Raw genomic sequence first — 25,784 nt, 5'->3', positions numbered from 1 at the left:
GCTAACCAACTATGATGTGGACGTTATGTATGCGTCCGTCATCCACGAGCGAGACGGCTTCGTTCGCGACTGGTTCACCGTCCAGGGTGACGGAGTGCACGCCTCGGCCGATGCCCTTCGCGTTGTCGAAACGGATGCGGTAGGTCGCTGATCCATATCGGTATGCGATCTCATAGGCCGGCCAGCCTGCCGGAACGCACGGCTCGAACCGCAGAAACGGCCCTTGCTGGCGAAAGCCGAGGATTGCCTCGAGCGCTACGCGGTAGAACCAGCTGGCCGATCCGGTGTACCAGGTCCATCCACCGCGCCCAGTGTGTGGCGGCGCGCCATAGATATCGGCGCTGACCGCATATGGTTCCACCTTGTAGCGTTCGACTTGATCTCGCGTGGCGCCATGACAAATCGGATTGATCAGGTTCCAAAGCTTTAAGGTGAGATCGCCGTCGCCTTGCAAAGCGGTCGCCCAGACAACCCAGGTTGCCGCATGCGTGTATTGGCCGCCATTTTCACGGATGCCCGGGACATAGCCCTTGATGTAGCCGGGCTGTAGCAAGCCTTCGTCAAAAGGCGGGTCGAAGAGTTTGATCAGCTTGTCCTCTTGGCGTACCAGCCGGTCGTGGACCGCACGCATCGCGTTTGAAGCTCGTCCAGCATCGGCTTCGCCCGAAATGACAGCCCAGGCCTGCGGGATGGCGTCGATCTGGCATTCGTCGTTCAGGTCCGACCCGAGCGGCGTGCCATCGTCAAAATAGGCCCGGCGATACCAACCACCGTCCCAGGCGTTGGCCTCAAGGGCTGTGCGCAGCGCCTCGACTCGCTCGCGGCACCAGGCGGCTCTGCTTTGATCTCCACGCGACACTGAAATCTCGGCAAATGATTTCAGGACCGTGAGGAAGAACCAGCCGTTCCAGACGCTCTCTCCCTTGCCTTCGGCGCCGACCTTGTTCATGCCGTCGTTCCAGTCACCGGTTCCCATGAGAGGAAGGTCGTGGCTGCCCAATCGATAGCCATGCTCCAGCGCACGGATGCAATGCTCGTAGATGGAGCCGGACTGTTCGCTGGTCGCCGGCTGGCTGAAGTCTTCCTCCTGGTCTTCTTTCAACACCGGCGACGTGATGAAGGGAACCATCTCATCAAGCAGTTGAACGTCGCCCGTCGTGGACACGTAGTGGTGAACGACCAGAGGCAAGAAATAGAGGTCATCGGTGATCCGGGTACGCACGCCGATACCGGATGGAGGATGCCACCAGTGCTGGACGTCCCCCTCCTCAAATTGCCGTGCTGCCGATCGCAGGATCTGGGAGCGGGCCTCGCTCGGAGCGCTGTAGACCAGAGCCATCACGTCCTGGAGCTGATCCCTGAAGCCGTAAGCGCCTCCGGACTGATAATTGGATGTACGCGCCCAGACACGGCACGCCAGAACCTGGTACAGCAACCAGCGGTTCATCATCAAGTTCATCCCGACATCGGGCGTGGTCACCTGGATCGAGTTTAGAATATCGTCCCACTGGCGGACAACAGCCGACAGGCTACTGACCGCACGCTCGGAGTCGGCATGCTCGTGGACCAGCCTGCGGACTTCATCGAGGTCGGTAGTCTCTCCCAAGACAAAGACGATTTCTCTGCTTTCGCCGGGTGACAAGGAGATATCCACCATCAGCGCAGCGCAGGGATCCAGCAATGGACCGAACCGTTCTACAAGATTGGCTCGCAGCATAGCCGCTGGCTGAAATACGGAACCATAGTTGCCAAGAAACTCCGCGCGGTCAGATGTCGCCGAGCGCGCCGGCTGACTGGCGGCTGCGAAAGCCAGCTTCCCGGCAAAGGCTCCGCCCCAGGGGTTTCTGGCGACGATGGCGCCCGACCGCGTATCCCGCGTGCAGACAATCCGCGTCGCCGCGTCTTCGCGGTGGGTCCCAAGTACCCACTCAGCGAAATAGGTTGCGGTGACGTGCCGAGCCCGAACATCATTGTTAGTAAGCCTGAGACGAATGATCTTGACCGGATCGTTGAGTGAAACGGAGACCGTCAGCTCTTGATCGAGGTGACGGCAGTGACCGATATAACGGCTGTAGCCTTGGCCGTGTCGAACGGTCACCGCCGCACCAGGACCGATGGGCAGGGGTGTCGGCGTCCAGATATCTCCGGTTTCCTCATCCCGCAAATAGAGGACTTCGCCCGGCGCATCCGTAACCGGGTCGTTCGACCACGGTGTTAGCCGGTTCATCTGGCTATTCTCCGACCATGTGTAGCCGAGACCGGCTTCAGTCGTCAGACAGCCAAAATGCGGGTTTGCGATCACGTTGCTCCAAGGCGCAGGCGGCAGGGCGGCGGCTTGGGGTTTCAGCGCGCTCACGTGCACCACATACTCCTGTCCATCGGCTGTGAAGCCGCCGAACCCATTCCAGTATTGCAAATCCTCGGCTGGTTTAGGCGGAGGGGCTGTGGGTTGCTCGCTCAGCCCAGTGGTGATGGTGGGCGAAAGAGGTGACGTGGCCGGGAAGGGCCGGTTGAGTTGATCGCTGAGTTCACCGCCGGTTCCCAGCAGAGCGATGCGCGCCGCCGCGGCGATGGTCGCCAGGTGGTCGCTTTCGGTACCGGGCTCGGAAAGGATAAAGATTCCGCCGGGTTTGCCGATCATGTCCGCTTGCGGGCCTGATTGCAGCTTTTCGGCCAGCCGCTTGGCGCTTTCTGCACCACCCCCGTCAAGCAGGATCAGGTCAAATCTCAAGCCCCTCCGTCGAGCGAAATCATGGCCCATCGTCACCTGGCGAACGAGCGCATGATCCCCATCGCCATCCGCGCGGACCAGCACGATCGGGAGGTCGCCGGAGATACCTTGAGCCCAGAGGGCCGCTTGATCCCATCGATCTCTCGGGATAACGGGCGCCTGCCGCATGGCCTGGTTCGCAAATGCGACGCTCCCGGCCAGCCGATTGAACAGCGAGATATCGTCGGGCTTCAGGTTCAGTGTCCGGAGCTCACTTTCGTATTTCCTTGACGCATCGGAGAAAGCTCGTTCGACCGCGTCGAACTTGGCGTATCTCTCGGCGATGCGCTGCACGGCCGACTGATCGTCTGCCGCTCCTGTGACAAAGGCGACGCGCGCGTCGGCGCCTGGCGCCAGACGAACCGTTCGCCGCAGACAGAAAATCGGGTCGAGGACAGGGCCGGTTGTTCCGGAGAGCGATGCGCCCACGTCGAATACCGAGGGGTTGGTTATCGTCCGGCCTCGGCCAAGAAATCTCAGCCGATCGGTTTCATATTCGGCCGCTTCGGCAGACGGCACGTTCGATGAGGAAACGTGAACTGCCCAAGTGGCTTTCTCCCCGGCAGCACGTGGCCTGCGGCGGGCAAACAGAGCGCCTGTCGCCTCGTCAAACCGGGTTTCTATAAATAGCTTGGCAAAACCCGGATGCGCCATATCCGCGCGACGATTGATCAGGCAGACCTCGGCATAGCTTGTCAGTTCGAGGGTTCGTTCCCGTGTACCATGATTCATGATTCATGATCATGAGCACACGCACCTCCGCGTCCACATCGGACGCGACACAGATCTTCGAGACGATTTCAATGTCACCGGCGTGACAGACAAATTCGGCCCTGTCTCCGTGAAAGGCGTGCTTGTAGACATTTAAAGGGCGAAATATTGGCTGCTTTCCGATGGACCAGAGATCGTTGTCCGTCAGATCCCTGATATAACAAAATTGGCCCCAGCAATCGCGGGTGCTGTCCTCGCGCCACCGGGTAATGTCAAGGCCTTGCCACATTCCGTAACCGGCCCCGGCGGCCGTGACCAGCACACTATACCGATCGTTGGAAAGCAAGGCGACCGCGGAGCCGGGATTCGCCGGCTCCGCGATATTGTCATGTCGTGCTGCGTCGGACGTGCTCGTTGCCACTGGAACCTCCGTTCGATTGGACGCCGCCGCTCAAGCATTATCCCCTTCGGTCGAGGTTCTTTGGGACCTTACCGGCTGGCCTTTCGAGCCCCATTTCCAGCCGCTGATTGCTGGCATGTCGTCGCCGTATTTCTCGATGTATTGCCTGTGTTCGATCAGCTTCTCGCGAATTGCCTGTTTGAAATAGGCAGCGCGCGCACCGAGTTGCGGCAGCCGGTCGATGACGTCCTCGACCAGATGGAAACGGTCCATTTCATTCAGGACCACCATGTCGAACGGCGTCGTCGTCGTTCCTTCTTCCTTGTAGCCGCGGACGTGTAGATTGCCGTGATTGGTACGGCGGTAGGTGAGCCGGTGAATGAGCCACGGATAGCCGTGGAAGGCGAAGATGATCGGCTTGTTCTTGGTGAACAGTGCATCGAAATCGCGATCCGGCAGCCCGTGTGGATGCTCGGATGGCGGTTGAAGTTTCATCAGGTTCACCACGTTGATGACGCGAACTTTCAGTTCCGGCAGGTGCTCCCGGATCAGCTCGACTGCCGCCAGCGTCTCAACTGTTGGAACATCGCCACAACATGCCATCACGACGTCTGGCTCACTTCCCTTGTCGTTGCTTGCCCATTCCCAAATGCCGAGACCCTCGCTGCAATGCTTGATGGCCTGATCCATCGTGAGCCACTGCGGGGCGGGCTGCTTGCCTGCGACAACGACGTTGACGTAGTTGCGGCTGCGCAAGCAGTGATCCGTCACCGAGAGCAATGTATTGGCGTCCGGCGGCAGATAGACCCGGACAACCTCCGCCTTCTTGTTGACCACGTGATCGATGAACCCCGGGTCCTGATGGCTAAAGCCATTGTGGTCTTGCCGCCAGACGTGGGAACTCAGGAAGTAGTTAAGCGAGGCGACCGATCGCCGCCATGGAATGTCGTTGCACACCTTCAGCCATTTGGCGTGCTGGTTGAACATCGAGTCGATGATATGGATGAAAGCTTCATAGCAGGAAAAGAAGCCATGCCGGCCGGTCAGCAGGTAACCTTCCAGCCAACCTTGGCATTGATGCTCGCTGAGCACCTCCATCACTCTGCCATCGGGCGACAGATGATCATCTTCCGGATAGATCTCCGCCATGTAGCAGCGGTCGGTGACCTCCAATACATCCTGCCAGCGATTGGAGTTGTTCTCATCGGGGCTGAACAGTCGGAAGTTCTTGCTGTCCATGTTCATCTTCATGATATCACGGAGAAACTTACCCATCACCCGCGCCGCCTCGGTGTGGGTTTGCCCGGGCCTTGGAACGGAGACTGCGTAGTCGCGGAAGTCGGGCATCTTCAGGTCCCGCAACAGCAATCCACCATTGGCATGCGGATTGTCGCTCATCCGACGATGCCCCACGGGGGCCAGCGCCGCCAGCTCTGGCTTGAAGCGGCCATTGTCGTCAAACAGTTCCTCTGGGCGGTAGCTCTTCATCCATTCCTGCAGAATTTGGATGTGCTCCAACTTGTCCATGTCGCCCATCGGCACCTGGTGCGCCCGCCAGTAGTCCTCGCACTTCTTACCGTCGATCTCGGGGGGGCAGGTCCAGCCTTTCGGCGTGCGGAAAACGATCATCGGCCACATCGGACGTTTCACGTTGCCCTTGGTGCGGGCTGCTGCCCATATTTCCTGGATATCCGTCACTGCTGTGTCGAGCACGCCGGCCAATTGCTGGTGCACGCTTTCTGGGTCACTGCCTTCGACGAAATATGGCGTGTAACCCATGCCTTCGAAGAATTTCCTTAGCTCTTCACGGGGAATGCGGGCCAGGAAGCACGGGTTGGCGATCTTGTAGCCGTTCAGATGCAGGATCGGCAGCACGCAGCCGTCGCGAGCCGGATTGAGGAACTTGTTGCCGTGCCATCCCGTCGCAAGCGGCCCCGTTTCGGCTTCCCCGTCGCCGACAACGCAAGCGACAATCAGATCCGGGTTGTCGAACGCCGCCCCGTAGGCGTGGCTAAGGGCATAGCCCAGCTCGCCGCCCTCGTGGATGCTGCCGGGGGTTTCCGGCGCAACATGGCTGGGGATGCCGCCGGGGAAGCTGAACTGCTTGAACAGCTTCTTCATGCCTTCGTCGTCTTGGCCGATATTGGGATAGACTTCGCTGTAGGTGCCTTCGAGATAGGCGTGCGCAACCAGCGACGGTCCGCCATGTCCCGGTCCGATGACGTAGATCATTTCAAGATCATCGCGTTTGATCACGCGGTTGAGGTGCACGTAAAGCATGTTCAAGCCCGGCGACGTGCCCCAATGGCCAAGCAGCCGTGGCTTTATATGCTCGCGTTTCAATGGTTTTTTCAGCAGCGGATTGTCGAGAAGATAGATCTGACCCACCGACAGATAGTTCGATGCCCGCCAATAGGCGTCCATCGACTGTAATTCTTTTTTCGAAAGGGGGCCGCCCGTTGCTATCTTCTTGTGTATGGCGACCTTTGCGTCTCCAGTCGTCTTGAGCGAAACCATGGTATCTCCTCCTCTGAGCCCAGATTGCTACGGTAAGATCTTCCAAGGCGAGAAATCGTCGAGTTTTTAAATGCCAGGAGTTTTTAAATGCCAGCGATTGAAGAGGGCGGTGCGATGCTTGGCGGAAGGAATGCTAAGCGCGAGGCATAGTCTGCCCCGCGATCGTTATCGACCGAATATGCGATATGGTGCCCGTTTCAATCAGCCTAAGGCGCTGGCACGCCGTTGCGGCGGTCCATCACCAATGCCTCCAGCTCCTATGTATCGCCCTGCCGTCAAAAACGGCTTCGTGCCAGGCTGTCTATGCGTAAGAGCTAATACTCACGAAACGCGTCTGAAGCACAGTCAAATTCGAAGGTGTCTGAGGTTTAATCCGAAGCCGATGGCAAAGAGCCCGCTGACTCTCACGGACGATCGCCGGAGAAGTGTTCAACCACTCGCGTCACGCCCCTGACACTTTCGGCAGCGACGCGCGCTGCCCTCTTGCATTCCTCCGTGTCGATGCTTCCCCACAGGTGGGCCACACCGTCAGTAACCATTACGGCCATGTCTTTTCCTAGAAGACTTGAATTTTCGCTGAGGCGTATCGCAATGCTGCGACGGATGGCCTCGTCACCTGGTGCGGTTTCATCACGATCGGCAGCAACGATCGCCTTCAGCAGATCTGCACGACTGATGATGCCAATCGGCACGCCATCTCTCATCACGGGAATACGTTTTATCCGGTGTTTCTGCATCAAGGCTGAGACCTGGCCCAGAGACGTGTCCTCGCCTACGACGACCGGGTCGCGGCTCATGACGTCGGCAACTTTCCACGCGTTGCTCTTGACGTAAGCCGTGGCTTTCTCTTCGGCGGTAAGGGCAAACGTTCCGAGCTCGGCGGCGGCTGCCCCTCCTAACTCCGTTCTCCGCAGCAGATCACCTTCACTGAGTATCCCGATCAGGCGACCCGCATCGTCGATGACCGGGACGCCACTAACCTGATTTGCGAGCATGATTTCGGCGGCTCGCCGAACGCTGTTATCCGGTGATACACCGACAAGCTTCGTGGTCATCACTTCTTTGACTAGCATCTCCGCACGACCTTCCCCCAAAGAGGGCAACGAGGATTTGCTAAATTAAACCTGTTGTGGGTGTACGACAACCAAATTAACGGCGTTGCCGCGCCCTGTCTCAGGCGCGGTTCACCGTCCATGTCCAGCTGCCATCCTCACCGCATTCCAACACCGCATCGTGGCAATCGCGCAGGACGTCAGTTTCCGCGTTGTTGATGCAGGTGATCGAATTTTCAGAAAGTATCTGCAGGATCCTGGGAAATTGTTCGAGACCGAGCGTCGTGTCGATTCGATCCAGGAAGACGAACTGCGGGGCCGCGAGAAGAATATTGACGAGTGCGAGGAGTTGCTGCTCCTGCAGCGAAAGCAACATTTCCCAATCCTTCTCGGCATGTAGCCCGCCCGCCTGTGCTAGCACCCGTTCGAGATTGAGCTCGTGCAGGAGCTGGATGATGCGGTCGTCGGGGATTTTGCTCGAGCGTACGTTGCGTACGAGAATCTGGTGCAGCGTGCTTGTCGGCAGATAAGGCCGCTGAGGGAGAAAGAGTATATCGTCGGGACCTGGGCGAATGATGCGCCCGGAGCCCTTGAAGGAAATGCCGGCTGTCGCTCTAAACAGCGCGACGCGTGCAGCTTGAGCCGGCCCCGTGATCAAGACACGCATCCCGATGGGGATCGAAACCGACAAGTCTTTGACGACAGGAACTTCGCTCGCCGATGACAGCAGAGTCAACGTCTCATAGGCCAGACGCCCTTTTTCTTCGACAATCGCGATACCTGATCCTGCGGGTGCTCGTACCTGTTCTGTAGCCTCCATCAGCGAGCTAAGCCGCGCCACGACCGCAGCGAACGTCGAGATGGACTGGAACTGGGTTATGATCAGCGAAAAAGCTCCCACCAGCATTGCGAAAGCTGCGCCGGACTGGGTGATCACGCCGAAGTCGATGTCCCCTCTCATGTAGGCAGGAGCAATGATTAAGGCGGGAATGATTTGGATCAGCCAGTTGTAACCCGTGGTGAAGAATCCCACGTTGCGATTGATCGCGGTGACTTTGCGAAAATTGGTGACCGCATCCTCGAGTCGCTGCAGTAGACGAAAGCTCTGCTGTTCTTCGCAATGCGCCAGCACAATGGATTCGGCGTTTTCTCGAACTTGAATTAGGTCGGAGCGGAAGCTGGCCTCTTTGTCGAGTTGATCGTAGTTGAGTTTGATGAGCGGTCGCCCAAGCGCGATCGTCAGGTACGACCCGCAAGCGGCATACAGAACGGCCACCACAAACAGCAGGGGACTTATCGACCACAGCACACCGGAAAAGGCTATGATTGTGAGGCTGCTGTTGAGTACCATCAGGACGAAGGACAGCGTAGTGACCGTGAATACACGCATGTCCTCAGTGATCCGCTGGTCGGGGTGGCTAAGCTGTCCCGATACATCCAGCTGATAATAAGCCCTGTCGGCGAGATAGAGATTGATGGCCCGCCGGGTGAGGAATTCCCGCCAGAGCAGCGCAAGGCGTTCCTCAATGAACCGGGAGACGACCGCGACGATGGTGAATGCCGCAAAGACCCCGATATAGAATATTGCCTGCCGGATGAATTCGGGCGTTTCGCGATTGGCGATCGCGGTCATGAAGTTACGGCCGACGTAACTGTTGACGACGTTCAGGCTGCTGAGCGCGAATAAGAGCGCCACGAGCCCGGCAAACATCAAGCCAGCTTTGCTGCCGACCTCCGATGTCATGAAGACCCTGACCGCTCGTACGAAGCGAACGGCGGTCACCTTGAAGGGAATTTGTCGCGTGTCCATGGCATCCCTTTTGGCAAGCTCGAGTTAAAAGTAGGAATGGCCTCTTAGTCGTTGGGCAGCGCCAAAACCGAACGTCTATGAGAAGGCCGTAAAGTGAAGATCTGCGGGATAATCTGACCAATATACTCCCTCAACCGGCGGCCTGCTCACACTTCCTGTGACGTCGTCGGCGATGAATCGGCAATGAGGATCGCCTCCACGGCGAGGTCGCGCATCAACAGACATACGCGGAGCGTGCAGCCAGCCATAGATGGGCGAATAAGCCCCTTGGCTCTTGATAAGAGATAATCGATACCAACTACGTCCTCGTAGAGCGGGTGCATTGCCTGTTCAGCGCAGACGACAAGGAGGGCTTTTTGCGTTTCCAGAAGTTCCTCAGCAGGGGCCGCTTATGATGAATACCCGATCTGCTTACATGCTTGTTCGAGTGTCTGAACCACGCCCTTCTCCCCGATAGGCGAAGCGTGCATGGTCCTCGGATCAACCCATTTATCGGTTCTTAAGCAAAGAATGACAGCTTAGCTGCAATCGGTGGTGAGGGTGCATTCGTGGTAAATGGCTTGATGTCGCGGGTTCGCATTCAGACGAAGGTGCTCGTACTTTTGGCACCATTCGTCATTAGTCTATGCGCAGTGGGACTGACGGGGTACTACGCGTCCAGCCTGCTCGAGGGACGGATGGAGATCTCCAACCATGTCTTGCAGTCCCTGAACGGGTTCAAACATGTTTCTTCCAGCATGACCGGCTTTCTGATGAAACCGTCGCAGGAAGCTCGTGATACCGCGCTTGCGGACGCCCGAGAGCAACTGGCAAACCTGAAGCAGACGATCGAGAGGCTAAGGCCGACGACCGATGTGCGGCTTCTTGACCGGGCGCTTGATCAGTCGCAAATCATCCCGCAAAAGATCGAAGCGATCTGGCAAATCGAAACGGGACAGCAGAAAATTCTCAGTGATGTGGACGCTGCTTCCGCTGCACTACTTGACCTGCAAGGGCAGGTTGGCAAGCGCTCGTTCATGCTGATGGCCAGTGCGAAAAAGATGGAAAATGCCAACAAGAGCGGCCTGAGCAATTCCGTCTCCATCAGCGCCGCCGCCAGTGTCGCGACAAAACTTCGCAATGACTATACGAACGCGACGACGCCGGCTGACAAAGTAAGCCTGCTAGCCAAATATGCGCCCGATTTGCAAAAGGCAAAGGAGCAGCTTTCGCCTGCTGTAGCGACCGAAGCCCTCGCCGCGCAGTATGCCGCTGCTGTGGATGCCATCGCCAACGCTTCGAAGGTGTCGCCTGACATTTTGGATGTCCCAGCAACGGATACCGCCGTCGCCAATCTTGCTGCAACTGGCGACAGTCTCAAGACGATTGGCGACGATCTGATGCGGACCTCCGTGCTTGCGCTTGCCGCGTCGGACAAGGATATCTCTCAGGCGACGAATGTCGGCAACGAACTGCGCGCCATCGTTAACAGCAACAACGAGATCCGCGTCGGCTTCGCCGAACTCGCCGGCAATCCAGACGACGCACGAGTGAAAAAAGTCCAGCAGTCGATCTACATGTATCAGACCGAGCTCGGCCGTCTCGCCGGCGTGGTGAACGACGATCCCGTCTTTGCCGAAATTCCGAAGAAGGCTCAACCCGTCCTCGATCTGCTTGCGGCGGACGCGGCAGCGCTCTCCGAAGGTGCGGTGCGCAAGCTGGCTGAGTTCGACAGCGCTGCGGGGCAGATCGACAACACCTGGAACCTGCTTGCTCAATTCGCCGAGACGCAGAGGCAAAATGCTGGGCAGGATCGTCAACAGGCCAATAGGATATCCGGCGGCGCGATTGTCATTGGCATCCTGATTGCTATGACCGCAGGTGCCGCGCTGGTCGTCACCCTGAAGGGACCGATCACCCAGATTACCGCAGCGATGCGCAAGATCGCAGAGGGAAGGCTCGATACCACAATCACCGGCGAGGCACGGGGCGACGAAATCGGGGAAATGGCCCGTGCGCTTTCCGTCTTCAAACAAAATGCGCTGTCGAATGTCGAAATGGAACAACAGGCCGAGATCGCACGTAGTGATGCGGAATCTGAGCGCGCCCACAACGAACTCCAGCGACGTAGCGCCAAGGCCCAGGTTGACGCCGCAATTGAGGCGCTTGCAGACGGACTCACACGGCTGTCGCGCGGGGAGTTGAATTTTTCGATCGATACGCCCTTTGCCGCCGAACTCGACCGGATCCGTATCGATTTCAACATGTCGGTGGCGGGTCTCAGGGAGACGCTCTGCGATATCCGCGAGACGTCTTCCCTCATTAGCGACAATGGCCGACAGATGGCGGAAGCCGTTGATGACCTGGCCAGTCGAACGGAAAAGCAGGCGGCTGCACTTGAAGAAACCGCAGCGGCGGTGGAGGAGATTTCTTCCGCCGTCAACACCTCTTCAGGACGGGCAGCAGCAGCGCTTGCGCTTGTCCAACGCGCCAAACAGGGCGCCGACGCCTCGGCTTCAGTGGTCCAAGACGCGGTTTCGGCCATGGGACGGATTGAGGACGCGTCGGGCAAGATCGTTCAGATTGTCAGCGCTATCGACTCCATCGCCTTCCAGACCAATCTCTTGGCCCTGAACGCGGGAGTCGAAGCGGCGAGAGCCGGTGAGGCCGGCAAGGGCTTTGCTGTCGTGGCGCAGGAGGTGCGGGAGCTGGCGCAGCGATCGGCTCGCGCAGCCAAGGAAATCGGCGAGCTCATCAATAATTCCGTTCGAGAGGTTGCGTCCGGCTCCGAATTCGTCGGCCGCACGGGCGATGCGCTGACGGAGATTTCCAGCGAGATCGTCCACATCGTCGGCCATATTGAACTCATCGCCTCGTCAAGCCGCGAACAGGCAACGACACTTCATTCGATCAACGCGTCGGTGAACGATATTGATCGTATGACGCAGCAAAATGCGGCGATGGTGGAAGAGACGAATGCTGCCACCCAACAGCTATCGTCCGAGGCGCTTGCACTTACCGACATGATTGCACGCTTTCGGCTTGAAGGCCGCGAGAGCCCGGCTTCAAGAGGATACGAGGCTGCGGCATGACGGCAGCACGTATTCGCAGAGCCTGTTAACTTGCTTTGATATGCATGGTTTCCGATCAGAAAGCTGATGAGTGATACGTTTCCCTTGATCAGTTTTCAGGCGCGCGATCGTTGCTAAAATAGCAATATTCTAATATACGTGGAGCCGGCGTTTTAATATTTTCGCAACGGCAAGCAACGTCCCACCGAATGGCGGGCGTTTATTATACTATTCACCAGGCGTTCGATTTCATGAAGTAGATCAGGGATTTATAGGGGGAGGAATAAATGCGGCAATGGGCATCTTCTTTACTGACGGCTCCGCATGGAAGGCGTCGTCTTTGGTTTGCTGTCTTGGGATTGCAAGCGCTCTGTGTAGCGGTGTTCTCAGCTGGAGTCGCGTCCGCGCAGGCGCCGACTGAAGAGCAGCGCAATGCGATCAGGGCGGAATGTCGATCCGATTTCATAGCGCAATGTTCAGGGGTGACGCCGGGCGGCATCGAGGCGCTCACTTGTCTGCAACAGCATGATGCCACACTGTCGGCTGGCTGCCGGAAGGCGGTGTCGGCGGTGAGCAAACCCAAGTCGACATCCGCGGAGCCGGCTCCGGCTGCGCCCGCGACCACTGGGTCGACCACCCCAGCGCCGGCGACGGGCGCACCGGCACATCAGCCGACGCAGGCGCAGCGCAATGCCGTCAAATCGGCCTGCCAACGCGATTTCATGACGCAATGCTCGGGCGTCACACCGGGCGGCACGGAGGCACTCAGCTGCTTGCAACAGCACAATGCCGCTCTATCGGCGCCGTGCCAGCAAGCCGTTGCGGCCTTAGGAGGATCAACTGGGGGAGGATCAGCCGGATCAACCCCAGCCACCGGCGGTGCTGCTGCGACGGTTGCGACCACGCCTGCTCCTCGGGCCATGATGCCGGCCTTCTCGCCACGCGAGGAACTGATGATCCTGCGCGAAACCTGCGGATCGGATTTTCAGGCCCTGTGCCGCATGGTGCCTTTGGGTGGAGGGCGGGGTATCGCTTGCCTGCGGGACAATCTGCAACGTGTGTCGCCTGCCTGCCACAGGGTCCTGACCTCGGGATTATAGCGTCTGTTCGAAACTCGCGCTGTGAAGTGCCGCCAACAACCTGCGCCGGCGCGAAACCGCAGGTGATCGCGCAACAGGTTGTTGCAACAGCCTTACTGAACCTTCGGCATCTCTGCCTCTGCGACGCCTGCGGTCTTTGCGCGGCCTTTCCAATATTCCTCGAGGCGCTGCAGCACGACGTAAAAGGACGGTACGAAGAGCACAGCGAGGCAGGTCGAGGCGATCATGCCGCTGAAGACCGATATGCCGATTGACTTGCGGGCCGATGCGCCGGCGCCGGTCGCCAGCACCAGCGGCAGGACGCCGAGGATAAAGGCGAAGGAGGTCATCAGAATTGGCCGGAAGCGCAGGCGGGCGGCCTCGACGGCCGCGTCCAGGATTTCCATGCCCTCCGCCCGCTTTTCCCGCGCATATTCGACGATCAGGATGGCATTCTTCGATGCAAGCGCGATCAGCAGAATAAGGCCGATCTGCGTATAGAGATTGTTGGCAACGCCGGCTGCCGTAAGTGCTGCCACCGTGCCGAGGAGGGCGAGCGGCACGGCGAGAATGACGGCGAAAGGCAAGATCCAGCTTTCATACTGGCCCGCGAGCACGAAATAGACGAGGAGCATGGCGAGCGCGAAGATGAAATAGATCTGCCCTCCCACGGCCTTCTCCTGATAGGACAGCGCCGTCCACTCGAAACCTGTGCCCGGCGGCAGTGTGCGATCGGCAATCTGCTCCATGACGTCGAGCGACTGGCCGGAACTGAAGCCGGCGGCAGACCCGCCAACGATGGTTGCTGTGGGGTAGAGATTGTAGAGGCTGATCAGAGACGGGCCTTGCGTCGTCGAGACATCGACGACCGTGCCGAGTGGCACCATCGTCCCGTCACCGGCTTTGACCTTCAGATTGCGGATGTCTTCGGCGCTGACCCGGAAATCGGAAGCGGCTTGCACATAGACCTGGAAGGTGCGGCCAAATTTGTTGAACTGGGTCACATAGCTCGATCCGACATAGCCGGAGAGAGCGGAGAAGACCTGCCCCACCGTAATTCCCAGCGTCTCCGCCTTGATGCGATCGACGGAAACGGCGAGTTGCGGCACGTTCGAGCGAAAAGGCGTGCTCAGCCTTTGCAGCGACGATTGGGCACTGCCGTTCTTGACGATCGTATCGGCAAGCGATTGCAGCAGCGGGTAGTCGGAAATGCCGTTCCTGATTTCGACCTGCATGGTAAAGCCGCTGGCATTGCCGACGCCCTGGATCGGAGGCGGGACGACCACCAGCGTCTTGGCGGCCAGCAAACTTTGCAGCGCGCTATTCAGATGCTGGTAGATCGACAGCAGATCCTGCCCCTTCTGCTTGCCGCGCTCGTCCCAATCTTTCAGCACGACATAGGCAACGCCGGCATTCTGCAGGCTGGCATTGTTATCGAGAACGGAAATGCCGCTGATGGTCAGCACCTGATCGACGCCCGGTGTGGCTTCGGCGATCTTGCCGACCTCTTCCATCACCGCGTCGGTGCGCTCTTTCGAGGCGCCGTCGGGCAACTGTGCGCTGATCAGCACATAGCCTTGATCCTCGATGGGCAGAAACGCAGTCGGTAGGCGGGCGAGCCCCCAGACGGCGACTCCGATCAGCGCAAATGCTGCTATGACCATGATACCGCTGTGGCGGGTCATCGATCCGATCAGCCCGGCATAGCTGCGTTCACCCCTGTTATAGACCCTGTTGAAGCCGCGATAGAAGACGTTGCGTCTCTCTGGTGGGACTGGCGGTCGCAGCCAAAGCGCGCATTGCGTCGGTTTCAGGGTGACGGCATTGATCGCACTGATCAGCGCCGTGGCGGCGATGACGAGGGCGAACTGCCGATAGAGCTGCCCCGTCAGGCCGGGCAGGAAGGCGGCCGGAATGAAAACGGCCATCAGCACCAGCGTAATGCCGATGACCGGGCCGAGCAGTTCCTCCATCGCCTTCTCGGCCGCCTGTCGGCCGGACATGCCCGCCTCGATGTGCCGGGCAACCCCTTCGACGATGACGATGGCATCATCGACGACGATGCCGATGGCGAGAACGATGGCAAACAGCGTCGACAGGTTGACGGTGAAGCCCAATGCCGCCATGGCCGCGAAGGCGCCGATGATGGTAACCGGAACGGTGGTTGCCGGCACGAGCATCGCCCGCCAATCCTGCAGGAAGACGAGAATGACGATGAGAACGAGAACACCCGCCTCGATCAAGGTGACGTAAACCTCGTTGATAGAGGCCTCGACGAATTTCGTCGTGTCGAACGGCACGTGATATTCGAGGCCCTGCGGGAAGCTCTTCGAGAGCTCCTGCATTTTCGTGTTCACCGCCTGGGCCACCGCGATGGCATTCGCCTCCGGCAGCTGAAAAATGCCGATACCGGCCGCCGGTCGACCGTTCTGCATGAAGGACTGGCTGTAGGTTTGGGCGCCGAGTTCGACGCGGCCGATATCGCGGATGCGGGTAACGCGGCCGCCCTGTCCGCTCTCGACCTTGACGATGATGTTTTCGTAGTCTGCCGCCTCGTTCAGCCGGCCATTGACGTTCAGCGTGTATTGGAAGACCTGCCCTTTCGGCACCGGCGGAATGCCGATCTGGCCGGCAGCGACCTCCTGGCTTTGCTGCTGCACGACGCTGACGACATCCTGCGGTGTCAGGCCGCGCGCCTGCAGCAGGTTCGGATCCATCCAGATTCGCATGGCATACTGGCCGGCGCCGAACACGGTAACGTTGCCGACACCCGGCAGGCGGGCAAGTTCATTCTGCAGGTTGATGACGGCATAGTTCGACAGGAACAGGCTGTCATAGCGGCTATCGGGCGAGGTCAGGGTGACGAACCCGAGGATCGCCGTCGATTTCTTTTGCGTCGTCACGCCCTGAAGCTGCACCGCTTCGGGAAGCGATGACATCGCTATGGCAACGCGGTTTTGCACCAGAACCTGGGCCTGGTCCGGATCCGTTCCGATGGCAAAGGTCACGGTCAGCGAATAAGTGCCGTCGCTGGCGCTCGTCGACTGCATGTAGAGCATGTCCTGCACGCCGTTGACCTGTTGCTCGATCGGCAGCGCGACGGTGTCAACGAGGGTTTGGGCGTTGGCGCCCGGAAAGCGTGTCGTCACCTGTACCGTCGGCGGGACGACATTCGGATATTGCGCCACAGGCAGTTGGAAAAGGGCCACCGCGCCGATGAGCACGAAAACCAACGCCAGAACGTTGGCGAGTATCGGTCGCTCGATGAAGAAGCGCGAGATCATGCTGTTGTCCTTAGACGTTCAGATGAACCATGGTGGCGAATTCATTGCGTGGTGGTCTTGGCTTTGGCATCGCCGGCGGCAGCTGCCGGCGGGTTCATTTCTATTTTCTCGGGCGTGACCTTGCTGCCGGGGATGGCCTGCTGGATACCTTGGGTCACGACCCAGTCGGCCGGATCGAGACCGGAGTCGATGACGCGGAGCGCACCTTCACGCTGGCCGGTCTTGACCTGCTTCTGCTCGATGACGTCGTCCTTGCCGAGGACAAGCAGGTAGCTGCCCAACTGGTTCGTTCCGATGGCGTCGTCGCGCACCAGCAGAGCCTTGTCGTTATGGCCGACCGGCACCCGAACCCGCACGAAGAGACCGGGCAGCATGGCGCGGTCCTTGTTGTCGAACAGCGCGCGCACTTGAAGCGTGCCTGTGGAGGCATCGAGCTGCGGCGAGACGTAGTCGAGATGGCCCTTGTGCGGATAACCTTGTTCCGTCTGCAGGCCGATCTCCGCAGGAATGCTTGGAAGGTCCGTCTGCTTGAAGGTATGACCCTGCTTCGCCAGGCTTTCCTTGATCATCAGCACCTGAGTTTCGCTGACGTTGAAATAGGCATAAAGCGGATCCGTCTGCACGATGCTGGCGAGTTTGGTGGGACCGGATACGCCGACAAGCGCGCCGATATCGACGAGGTGATCGGTGACGGTGCCGTCGAACGGGGCAAGCACTTCCGTATATCCGAGATTGATCGTCGCGAGATCGAGATTGGCCTGGGCATTGAGGATGGACGCATTCGCCTCGTCGAGCGTTGCCTTGGCGCTGTCGACGGCGGTCTGCGTGGTGACCTGTTGCTTCGACAGATTGAGCTGGCGGTCATACTCCTGCTTGGCGCCGACTTGGGAAGCCTGCTGCGAGGCGAGTGACGCCTTCGCCTGATCCAGTTGCGCCTGATAGGTGTCGCGCTCGATGCCGAAGAGCTTGGTGCCCTTCATCACCGTCATGCCGTCCTGGTAGTCGATCGATTGTAGATAGCCCTGGACGCGCGCCTCGATATCGACAGCATTGAGCGGCGCGGTATTGCCGGTGAGTTCGAAATAGAGCGTTACCGGTTGCTGGAGCGGCTGAGCGACGCGAACCGGAGGTGGCGGAGGGGGAACGTAGGTGTTGCCGCTTTCTTCGCAGCCCACGAGAATTGCCATGCCGGCAAGCACCACGGACAGGTGCAGACCCTGATACAATCTCACACGCATTGCCGCCGCCCCGATGTTTACGAGCCCCAGTCTTCATGCGTGCCTCGGCGGAGACGACCCCTCTCCGAAAAGTTCCGGGCATGCGATATTATGTCGCGGCATTGCTGCAAATTGCAATAGCGGCTGGCGCACAATTAAACTGTGTCGAAGCTCACTCTCGACGGACGCCATGACGTGGCTCTAGGGTTTCCCGAGGCGTTCGATGGCAGACTGCAAAGGTGCATCCGAAACATGGACCAGCCCGACATAGGGATTGGCCATATCCGAAATCAGGAAAATCGCGCCCGCAACGGACAGGGCGCAAACAAGCAGAATTGACAGCACCGTCGGATTGACCGGTGCCTGCAGCCCGAAGGTCGCGAAAAGCAGCGCGAGCCAACAGACGAGAACGGTAAGGAAGGCCCAGGGCAAACCCTCCTTACCGGATTCGACCAGCAGCCAGTGGGTTTCGGCTACCATGCCGCTCACCTCCAGAGCACGCGCCTGGAGAGAGCGTTGCGCCGCATCCTTCGGCGCCAGGGATCGAAGGTCGGCCTGAACCGACTCTATATCCTGATATTCTCCCAGCGCTTTGGCGGATGGCTCGTCGGTGGTTTCGGCAGTCCAGCCGCGGCTCAGTCGTTTCTCGATGAGTTCACGCAGCAATTGCCGCGCCTTGTCGGTTTCCGGCCCGTATTGTGCCATGACGCGGTCAAGCAGCAGTACCCGTGCGGCCGCCGTTCTCATCTCGACCTCGGCGTTGTCGTAGGTCGACTTGGCGGATGCGATCAGCAGGCCGAGCGCCAGGGCCGACAGCGTTCCCACCACTGCGGTTGCCAGCCTGATGACGTCCTTGGATTCCGCATTGAGATGGTGATGGGGCAAGCGGGCACGCACGATCAATCCTATCGACGTCGCCATCGACAGACATAGAAATACAAGCCCGCCAACCACTAGTGAGCCCAAGTCCGGTCTCCGTATCGCCACGTAAGTCGTGCAGCCATCTTGCAAGCTGTGCAATAGCTCCCGTCATCATAGCGGAAGACAGACCAAGCGCGGGAATCTTTAATTGCCTGCCCTCGCGCGGCCGCCATCGGGCGGGGTTCATTGCTGGAAAATGAGCAGCACGTAAGCCAGGAAAAGCACCAGATGGACAGCGCCTTGCATGAGATGCGTGCGACCGCTGGCAAAGGTGATGATGCTGACGGCAAGAGTGAGCAGGAGCATCACCAGATCTCCATGCTCCAGGCCGAGTGTCACGGGGTGTCCATAAAGCTGACTGACAACGAGCATCGCCGGCACCGTCAGCCCGATCGTCGACAGCACCGAACCAAGGAAGATATTGACGGAACGCTGAAGATTATTGGCGATGGACGCACGCACGGCGCTGATTGCCTCAGGCGTAGCGACCAGGATGGCCATGACAACACCGCCAAATGCGGTTGGAGCATGCAGGGTTTCGATAATGTAGTCGATCGGCAGGGCAAGCTGTTCGACGAGAAAGACGACGGGAGCCATATAGGCGAAAAGCAGAATGGCATGAGGCCAGACCGGTCCGTGGCGAGGGACACGTTCGCTGATGGGCTCGTGCCGGTTGCTGTCGTCAGTGAAATAGTCCCGATGGCGGCCGGCCTGAAGAAACAGAAACGTAGCGTAAAGGCCGACCGATATTATACCCAGTATCAGTTGTCTCGGTGCGGATGGATGCTGTCCGTCCGGGCCTGCAAGAAATGTCGGCATCACCAGGCTCAGGGTCGCCAGCGGTACGATGACCCCGAGATAGGCGTTGGCGCCCTGCAGATTATGTTGCTGTTCCGGTCGCCGCCATGCGCCCAGCAGCAAGGACAGACCGACCATGCCGTTCAGGATGATCATGACGACGGCGAACAGGGTGTCGCGCGCAAGCGTGGGATTGTTCTCGCCGTGAAGCATGACGGCTGATATTGCCATCACCTCGATCGAGGTGATGGCAAGCGTCAGAATGAGCGTGCCGTAGGGTTCCTTCAGCCGCTCAGCCAAATGATCCGCGTGCCGGACAACCGACAGAGCGGAGCCAAGGACGGCAGCGAACAGCCACGCGAAAACGACAGTGAACCAAAGCGGATCGGAAAGCTGCCCGAAGAGCTGCTCCTGGAAAACAAGAAACGCCAAGCTCGTTGCGACGCTGACGCCCAGGAACCATTCCTCGCGTAGCAGGCTGTTTGCGCCGACAGCGCGCAATGCCGGACCGTCCGTCATCGAAACCACCCGCCTTCTGGCAAATGCCGCCGCAATGCGATCCTCACGACCATTGTGTCCGCCCGCTGTCTTGTGCCCGTCACATGAGCGGGCGGAGACGAGGCTGCCTTAAGGCGAACCGAACCTCAAGCCAGATCGTGTGTCACTGATTAAAACTTGCAGGTCTCTGTAGTCTCATCACCCATTGCTCACGACAAGGGGACTGCCGCCGAAACGGAAGGCAAGGCGAGGCCGGCCAAAGCTCGGCGCGGCGGTTGAAGCGCGTTTCGACGGCGGGCTCACGCCGCGTCTTCCACTATTCGCGGCCGGTCGCGGGGATTGCTGCGCCAGTGACGACGGCTGCGGCCGGCGAAATCAGGAAGGCGATGAGGCGGGCGATCGATTGCGGCGACACCCAGCCATCGGTCTTCGCATCGGGCATGGCCGCGCGATTCTCAGGCGTGTCGATTGTCCCGGGCAGGATGCAGTTGGCGGTGATGCGGTCGTCGCGGCATTCGGCAGCGATCGCCTCGGTCAGACGGATGACAGCGGCTTTCGAGGCGGCGTAAGCGGCCTGCTTGGCGCCGGCCTTCAGGCCGGGCGCGGCGGCGATATGAACGATGCGGCCGTAGCCGGCGGCTTTCATGGTCGGGAGAACCGCGGCGCTGATCGTCAGCGCAGTGCGGGCGTTTGCGGTCATCATCGTCTCCCACTGCGCGGGGGCCTCCGGCCCGACCGGCCCCATCTGGAAACCGCCGACGGTATTGACCAATGCGCTGACACCGCCGAAGCGCTTTACGGCCCGGGCGACGGCGGCGGCGCAGGAAGCATAATCGGTGAGATCCGTTCCGGCGATCGACAGAAACTCGGTGGAGGCAGGAAGATCACCGGCCAAGGCTTCCAGCTCACTGCTCGAACGGTTCATGCAGACGAGTTTTGCGCCGGCGTTGGCAAGCTCGCGGACAACGGCGCTGCCGAGGTTGCCGCCGGCTCCGGTGACGATCACGGCTTTCTGGTCGTTCATGGCAATCGATCTCCTGACGGTGCCGGTGCTGGATGATGCCGCGCATTGTTGATCCAGGCTGGCCGGCAGTGCAAGCCCGCTGGGGAAGACAAGGTCAGACATCTTGCGGAACTGCCCGAGGAGTTATCCGCGGGCAGTTCGGTCCGTCATTGTCCGATGGTCCGGTCGGACCGGCTTTCAGTGATACTTCGCCCGTTCTCGGCCGAGAATTCCACGGGCGTCGAGACCGGAGATTGGGCGGGTGACGTCGGCCGGGATGTCACCTGCGAGCTGCAAGTCAAGATAGCGGGCGCAGCAGACCCGCAGGAAGGATGTGAAGTTTCCAAGATCATGGCCGGCATCGATCGATTCATGATGCAGCCGGGTGATCAGCTGGACGACGTTCATGCCGTCGCGGCGGGCGATCTCCTCGAGCTTCGACCAGAAGAAATTCTCCAGCCTGACGCTGGTGACCATGCCGTCGATGCGCAGCGACCGGGTGGCGCTTTCCCAGAGCCGCGCATCCGCCTTGATGAACAATTCACACATGTCGTCCTCCCGGTGCCGCCCTTCTTAGGCGGCGTTGGTTTCCAGCAGTGCTGCGGCATCGAGCACGGCCATGAACTGACGCAGCCACGAGGGATGGGCGGGCCAGGCGGGTGCCGTGACCAGATTGCCGTCCGAGACTGCATCGCTGATAGCGATGTCGGCATAGATGCCGCCGGCAAGTTCGACTTCCGGCCGGCAGGCGGGATAGGCCGAGCAGGTGCGGCCCTTCAAAACCCCGGCAGCGGCAAGCAGCTGTGCGCCGTGGCAGATGGCGGCGACGGGTTTTCCCGCGTCGAAGAAGTGCCGCACGGATTTGATGACGTCGGCATTGAGGCGCAGATATTCGGGCGCCCGCCCGCCGGGGATGACGAGCGCATCGTAATCTTCGGCGCGCACGCTGTCGAAGGTGGCATTCAGAGCGAAATTATGGCCGCGTTTTTCGGAATAGGTTTGGTCGCCTTCGAAATCGTGGATGGCAGTGGCGATGGTGTCGCCGGCCTTCTTGCCGGGGCAGACGGCGTCGACTGTGTAGCCGCAGGCGAGCAGCGTCTGGAACGGCACCATCGTTTCGTAATCTTCGGTGAAATCACCGGTGATCATCAGGATCTTTGAGGCTGGCATCGTTTCCTCCCTTTGAAACCAACTGGCGGAGAGTAGCAAACAGCGACAGAGTGCAGGTACTATGGGAATACTACAGGCAAAATTCGTACCCGATAAGGCGACGGCATTAAACCGCCCTGACCTTCACATCAGGCACTGTGCAAGCCTCGCCGCCGCCGAAGAGGCGGGAGCGGGTCAGGAAGCGTTTCTCCCGGCCATTGTCGAGCGAGAACATGCCGCCGCGGCCCGGTACGACGTCGATGATCAGCTGCGTATGCTTCCATGCCTCGAACTGGCTGGCGCTGATGTAGACCGGTACGCCGCCGATCTCGCCGAGCTTGACGTCGTTGTCGCCGATCATGAATTCATTAGTCGGATAACACATCGGCGAGGAGCCGTCGCAGCAGCCGCCGGACTGGTGGAAGAGGATATCGGGATGATCCCGCTTGATTTCTGCGATCAAATCGAGAGCTGTGTCGGTTGCGAGAACACGCGCTTCGCCGTTGACGGTGGTTTCCATGGCTGCCTCCTCCGGCGGATAACCCCGAAAATCGGATCGATTTTCGGAAAGGTCATACGCAAATTCAAAGCGTTAGAGCGTCCTACGGGATGCGTGGCGCTCTAAAGACAAGGCCTTCTCCCCGTGTCGGGGAGAAGGCTTTTCATCATAACATCATCGGCTGCTCTCAGAAGAAGCCGAGTGCTTTCGGGCTGTAGCTCACCAGCATGTTCTTGGTCTGCTGGTAGTGGTCGAGCATCATCTTGTGGGTTTCACGACCGATGCCCGACTGCTTGTAGCCGCCGAAGGCGGCATGGGCCGGGTAGGCGTGGTAGCAGTTGGTCCAGACGCGGCCGGCCTGGATCTCGCGGCCGAAACGGTAGCAGCGATTGGCGTCGCGGCTCCAGACACCGGCGCCGAGGCCGTAGAGCGTGTCGTTGGCGATTTCGAGCGCCTCCTTCTCGTTCTTGAAGGTCGTGACCGAAACCACCGGTCCGAAGATCTCCTCCTGGAACACACGCATCTTGTTGTGACCCTTGAAGATCGTCGGCTTGACATAATAGCCGTTCGCCAGCTCGCCGCCGAGATCGTTCCGCGAGCCGCCGGTCAGTACCTCGGCGCCTTCCTGCTTGCCGATGTCGAGATAGGCGAGGATCTTTTCCAGCTGCTCCGTCGAAGCCTGGGCGCCGATCATCGTCGCGGTGTCGAGCGGGTTGCCCTGCTTGATCGCCTCGACGCGTTTCACGGCCTTTTCCATGAAGCGGTCGTAGATCGATTCCTGGACGAGGGCGCGGCTCGGGCAAGTGCAGACTTCGCCCTGGTTGAGGGCAAACATCGCAAAGCCTTCGAGCGCCTTGTCGAGGAAGTCGTCGTCTTCCGCCATCACGTCGGCGAAGAAGATGTTCGGCGATTTGCCGCCGAGCTCCAATGTCACCGGAATGAGGTTCTGGCTGGCATACTGCATGATCAGCCGGCCGGTCGTCGTCTCGCCGGTGAAGGCGATCTTGGCGACGCGCGGGCTGGTCGCCAGCGGCTTGCCGGCTTCTATGCCGAAGCCGTTGACGATGTTGAGCACGCCGGGCGGCAGCAGATCGCCGACGATCTCGGCCCAGAGCAGGATCGAGGCCGGTGTCTGCTCGGCGGGCTTCAGCACGACGCAGTTGCCGGCGGCAAGTGCAGGTGCCAGCTTCCAGGTGGCCATCAGGATCGGGAAGTTCCACGGGATGATCTGACCGACGACGCCGAGTGGCTCATGGAAGTGATAGGCGACGGTATCGTGGTCGATCTCGCCGATCGAACCCTCCTGGGCGCGAATGCAGGAGGCGAAGTAGCGGAAGTGGTCGATCGCCAGCGGAATGTCGGCCGCCATGGTTTCGCGGATCGGCTTGCCATTGTCCCAGGTCTCGGCCTGGGCGAGCAATTCCAGCTTGTCTTCCATGCGCTGGGCAATCTTCATGAGGATATTGGAGCGCTCGGCAGCGGAGGTGCGGCCCCATTTTTCCTTTGCCGCATGGGCGGCGTCGAGCGCGAGATTGATGTCCTTTTCATCGGAGCGGGGAATGTCGCAGAGCTTGCCGCCGGTGACGGGCGTGAGGTTTTCGAAGTATTTGCCTTCGACCGGCTCGCGCCACTCGCCGCCGATATAGTTGCCGTATTTCAGCTTGAACGGCGACTCGACGATTTTCTGATGAAGCATGTCATCCTCCCTTGATGATCCAGGTTCCCAAGCGAACCAGTGAGAGGAAAATGAGCATGTTTTGGCGGAAGGAACAGGGCGGGTCTTCCATACCGCAGTGCACAGTGTCGCAGACCTGCGACAGCATCGGGTTACGATTGCTCCAGGAGCGGGACCTTTGCTCCGATCAGTGGAGATCGAGCTTATTCATCTTCCTGTGTAGCGTGGCGCGGCTGATGCCGAGCGCGATCGCGGCCTGCGAAACATTGCCGCCGGCGCGCGACAGCGCCCGCAGCAGTGCCGCCTTCTCCGCCTCGACCATCTCGTCCTGCTGGGAAACGCCAGCCTCGTGCAGGGCATCGGCTGCCGGAATGCCGGCGGCGATGCGTTTGTCGTCCAGCTGCAACGCGACGCGGGCGGCGCGCGTCGCGCCGAGCACCAAATCGTGCCTGTCGACGGCCAGCAAAGCGGCGGCGGAATTGGTGCCGGCCGGGACCATCAGGAAACGGGCGCCGGCAAAGGCCGAGCGGAAGAGGTTGAGCTCGATGCGCATCGCTGCATCGCGCACGGTCTGCGTCAGGATCGCCAGCGTCATCTCGTTGACGTCTTCGCGACATGCGGAGATGTCGAGGGCTGCGGCCACCCGGCCACGATGATCGCGGATCGGCGCCGTCGTGCAGCTGAGGCTGGTATTCGAGCTGAAAAAATGCTGATCGCGGAAGATGGCGACGGCACGCTCGTCGGCAAGTGCAGTGCCGATACCGTTGGTGCCGATGCTGGCCTCTGTCCAGACCGAGCCGGTCCAGAGCCCGAGTTCGCGGAATTCCTTGTCGTCGCCGGCAGCGCCCCGGCGCTCCAGCGCGATGCCGTTCTTGTCGGTCAGAAGCAGGCAACAGCCGGCCCTGCCAACGGTGGTAAAGAGACGATCGAGCTCTTCCGTCGCGCTGGCGATCAGCTGATCGGACTGCTCGCGCGCACGGCGGAATTCCAGGTCGGTGAGGCGCAGTGGAGCCCGCTGGTCCTCGGGGGCGAGCTGGTGCATGGTCATGCACCGCCGCCATGAGGCGACAACAGGAGAACTGGCTGCCGCAGAGTCGCGCTGGGCAGACGTGTAGACGTACTCGGCGTGCGCTGAGTGTTCGTGCATCGGCTCCTCCCACCGAATTTCAGCACACTCTGATGGAAAAGCGGCTGGTTTGCAATCGGCCGGCGCTGGCGCTCGTCAGCGTGCGGCGCCTGCTGACGAAAGTGGCTGAAATCACATTTCGGTGTTTGGGCAGCCATGGCGTAACAAATGACCTCTCTCCCTCGTAGTTCTGTACGGAAGCAAGGTTTGCCAGATGAGGAGATC

Annotated in this window: 15 protein-coding genes and 1 pseudogene; 2 read left to right on the top strand and 14 right to left on the bottom strand. The window is 59.9% G+C overall.

Going from position 1 to position 25,784, the window contains the following annotated elements:
• Position 1: 1 nt before the first annotated feature.
• The 4 genes and pseudogenes from ACD590_RS19780 to ACD590_RS19765 form a co-directional block, all read right to left on the bottom strand.
• Positions 2 to 3,902, bottom strand: a pseudogene (locus tag ACD590_RS19780) (GH36-type glycosyl hydrolase domain-containing protein).
• Between the two features lie 30 nt (positions 3,903 to 3,932).
• The gene (locus ACD590_RS19775; protein ID WP_182566436.1) at positions 3,933 to 6,398 is read right to left on the bottom strand and encodes a phosphoketolase family protein; all 2,466 of its coding nucleotides are present in this window, start codon (positions 6,396 to 6,398) and stop codon (positions 3,933 to 3,935) included.
• Positions 6,399 to 6,802: 404 nt separating this feature from the next.
• Entirely contained in the window at positions 6,803 to 7,471 is a 669-nt protein-coding gene (locus ACD590_RS19770) for a CBS domain-containing protein (RefSeq protein ID WP_439020944.1), read from the bottom strand.
• 100 nt (positions 7,472 to 7,571) lie between these two features.
• Positions 7,572 to 9,260: an ABC transporter ATP-binding protein/permease gene (locus tag ACD590_RS19765; RefSeq protein WP_439003212.1), complete on the bottom strand. Its 1,689-nt coding sequence runs from the start codon at positions 9,258 to 9,260 to the stop codon at positions 7,572 to 7,574.
• Positions 9,261 to 9,808: 548 nt separating this feature from the next.
• On the opposite strand from ACD590_RS19765, the gene ACD590_RS19760 reads away from it, so the two are divergent.
• Both ACD590_RS19760 and ACD590_RS19755 read left to right on the top strand, forming a co-directional pair.
• Positions 9,809 to 12,331 carry a methyl-accepting chemotaxis protein gene (locus ACD590_RS19760; protein ID WP_018243716.1) on the top strand — a complete coding sequence of 841 codons (2,523 nt, stop codon included), beginning with the start codon at positions 9,809 to 9,811 and terminating at the stop codon, positions 12,329 to 12,331.
• 266 nt (positions 12,332 to 12,597) lie between these two features.
• Positions 12,598 to 13,410 carry a hypothetical protein gene (locus tag ACD590_RS19755; RefSeq protein ID WP_439003211.1) on the top strand — a complete coding sequence of 271 codons (813 nt, stop codon included), beginning with the start codon at positions 12,598 to 12,600 and terminating at the stop codon, positions 13,408 to 13,410.
• A gap of 92 nt (positions 13,411 to 13,502) precedes the next feature.
• Here ACD590_RS19755 and ACD590_RS19750 read toward each other — a convergent pair whose 3' ends face one another.
• The 10 genes from ACD590_RS19750 to ACD590_RS19705 all read right to left on the bottom strand — a co-directional run bounded on the left by ACD590_RS19750 (position 13,503) and on the right by ACD590_RS19705 (position 25,580).
• Positions 13,503 to 16,673 carry an efflux RND transporter permease subunit gene (locus ACD590_RS19750; protein WP_439003210.1) on the bottom strand — a complete coding sequence of 1,057 codons (3,171 nt, stop codon included), beginning with the start codon at positions 16,671 to 16,673 and terminating at the stop codon, positions 13,503 to 13,505.
• Between the two features lie 41 nt (positions 16,674 to 16,714).
• Positions 16,715 to 17,911 carry an efflux RND transporter periplasmic adaptor subunit gene (locus tag ACD590_RS19745; protein WP_018243713.1) on the bottom strand — a complete coding sequence of 399 codons (1,197 nt, stop codon included), beginning with the start codon at positions 17,909 to 17,911 and terminating at the stop codon, positions 16,715 to 16,717.
• 180 nt (positions 17,912 to 18,091) lie between these two features.
• On the bottom strand, positions 18,092 to 18,856 hold the full coding sequence (locus ACD590_RS19740) for a DUF4239 domain-containing protein (protein ID WP_018243712.1): 765 nt from the start codon (positions 18,854 to 18,856) through the stop codon (positions 18,092 to 18,094).
• A 138-nt stretch (positions 18,857 to 18,994) separates the two neighbouring features.
• Positions 18,995 to 20,128: a calcium:proton antiporter gene (locus ACD590_RS19735; RefSeq protein WP_018243711.1), complete on the bottom strand. Its 1,134-nt coding sequence runs from the start codon at positions 20,126 to 20,128 to the stop codon at positions 18,995 to 18,997.
• 295 nt (positions 20,129 to 20,423) lie between these two features.
• On the bottom strand, positions 20,424 to 21,131 hold the full coding sequence (locus ACD590_RS19730; RefSeq protein ID WP_018243710.1) for an SDR family NAD(P)-dependent oxidoreductase: 708 nt from the start codon (positions 21,129 to 21,131) through the stop codon (positions 20,424 to 20,426).
• Positions 21,132 to 21,308: 177 nt separating this feature from the next.
• Complete coding sequence (locus ACD590_RS19725) at positions 21,309 to 21,659, bottom strand: ribbon-helix-helix domain-containing protein (protein WP_439003209.1); 351 nt, start codon at positions 21,657 to 21,659, stop codon at positions 21,309 to 21,311.
• 24 nt (positions 21,660 to 21,683) lie between these two features.
• Entirely contained in the window at positions 21,684 to 22,280 is a 597-nt protein-coding gene (locus ACD590_RS19720; protein ID WP_112905321.1) for a DJ-1/PfpI family protein, read from the bottom strand.
• Positions 22,281 to 22,386: 106 nt separating this feature from the next.
• Positions 22,387 to 22,779, bottom strand: coding sequence for a DUF779 domain-containing protein (locus ACD590_RS19715; RefSeq protein WP_112905319.1), 393 nt, complete (start codon positions 22,777 to 22,779; stop codon positions 22,387 to 22,389).
• Positions 22,780 to 22,945: 166 nt separating this feature from the next.
• On the bottom strand, positions 22,946 to 24,454 hold the full coding sequence (gene adh, locus ACD590_RS19710) for an aldehyde dehydrogenase (RefSeq protein ID WP_247265226.1): 1,509 nt from the start codon (positions 24,452 to 24,454) through the stop codon (positions 22,946 to 22,948).
• Between the two features lie 166 nt (positions 24,455 to 24,620).
• Positions 24,621 to 25,580 carry a helix-turn-helix domain-containing protein gene (locus tag ACD590_RS19705; protein ID WP_018243705.1) on the bottom strand — a complete coding sequence of 320 codons (960 nt, stop codon included), beginning with the start codon at positions 25,578 to 25,580 and terminating at the stop codon, positions 24,621 to 24,623.
• Positions 25,581 to 25,784: the final 204 nt, after the last annotated feature.

It is taken from the genome of Rhizobium sp. 862_C5_N1_2, assembly GCF_051811205.1.
Lineage (GTDB): Bacteria > Pseudomonadota > Alphaproteobacteria > Rhizobiales > Rhizobiaceae > Rhizobium > Rhizobium leguminosarum.
This window is presented reverse-complemented; position numbering and strand designations above follow the sequence as displayed.

Bases quoted from the DNA above. Each gene is read 5' to 3' on its own strand.
- ACD590_RS19750 (WP_439003210.1), bottom strand. From the start codon at position 16,673: ATGATCTCGCGCTTCTTCATCGAGCGACCGATACTCGCCAACGTTCTG.
- ACD590_RS19720 (WP_112905321.1), bottom strand. From the start codon at position 22,280: ATGCCAGCCTCAAAGATCCTGATGATCACCGGTGATTTCACCGAAGAT.
- ACD590_RS19755 (WP_439003211.1), top strand. From the start codon at position 12,598: ATGCGGCAATGGGCATCTTCTTTACTGACGGCTCCGCATGGAAGGCGT.
- ACD590_RS19745 (WP_018243713.1), bottom strand. From the start codon at position 17,911: ATGCGTGTGAGATTGTATCAGGGTCTGCACCTGTCCGTGGTGCTTGCC.
- ACD590_RS19765 (WP_439003212.1), bottom strand. From the start codon at position 9,260: ATGGACACGCGACAAATTCCCTTCAAGGTGACCGCCGTTCGCTTCGTA.
- ACD590_RS19775 (WP_182566436.1), bottom strand. From the start codon at position 6,398: ATGGTTTCGCTCAAGACGACTGGAGACGCAAAGGTCGCCATACACAAG.
- ACD590_RS19715 (WP_112905319.1), bottom strand. From the start codon at position 22,779: ATGGAAACCACCGTCAACGGCGAAGCGCGTGTTCTCGCAACCGACACA.
- ACD590_RS19705 (WP_018243705.1), bottom strand. From the start codon at position 25,580: ATGCACGAACACTCAGCGCACGCCGAGTACGTCTACACGTCTGCCCAG.
- ACD590_RS19725 (WP_439003209.1), bottom strand. From the start codon at position 21,659: ATGTGTGAATTGTTCATCAAGGCGGATGCGCGGCTCTGGGAAAGCGCC.
- ACD590_RS19770 (WP_439020944.1), bottom strand. From the start codon at position 7,471: ATGCTAGTCAAAGAAGTGATGACCACGAAGCTTGTCGGTGTATCACCG.
- ACD590_RS19730 (WP_018243710.1), bottom strand. From the start codon at position 21,131: ATGAACGACCAGAAAGCCGTGATCGTCACCGGAGCCGGCGGCAACCTC.
- adh (WP_247265226.1), bottom strand. From the start codon at position 24,454: ATGCTTCATCAGAAAATCGTCGAGTCGCCGTTCAAGCTGAAATACGGC.
- ACD590_RS19735 (WP_018243711.1), bottom strand. From the start codon at position 20,128: ATGACGGACGGTCCGGCATTGCGCGCTGTCGGCGCAAACAGCCTGCTA.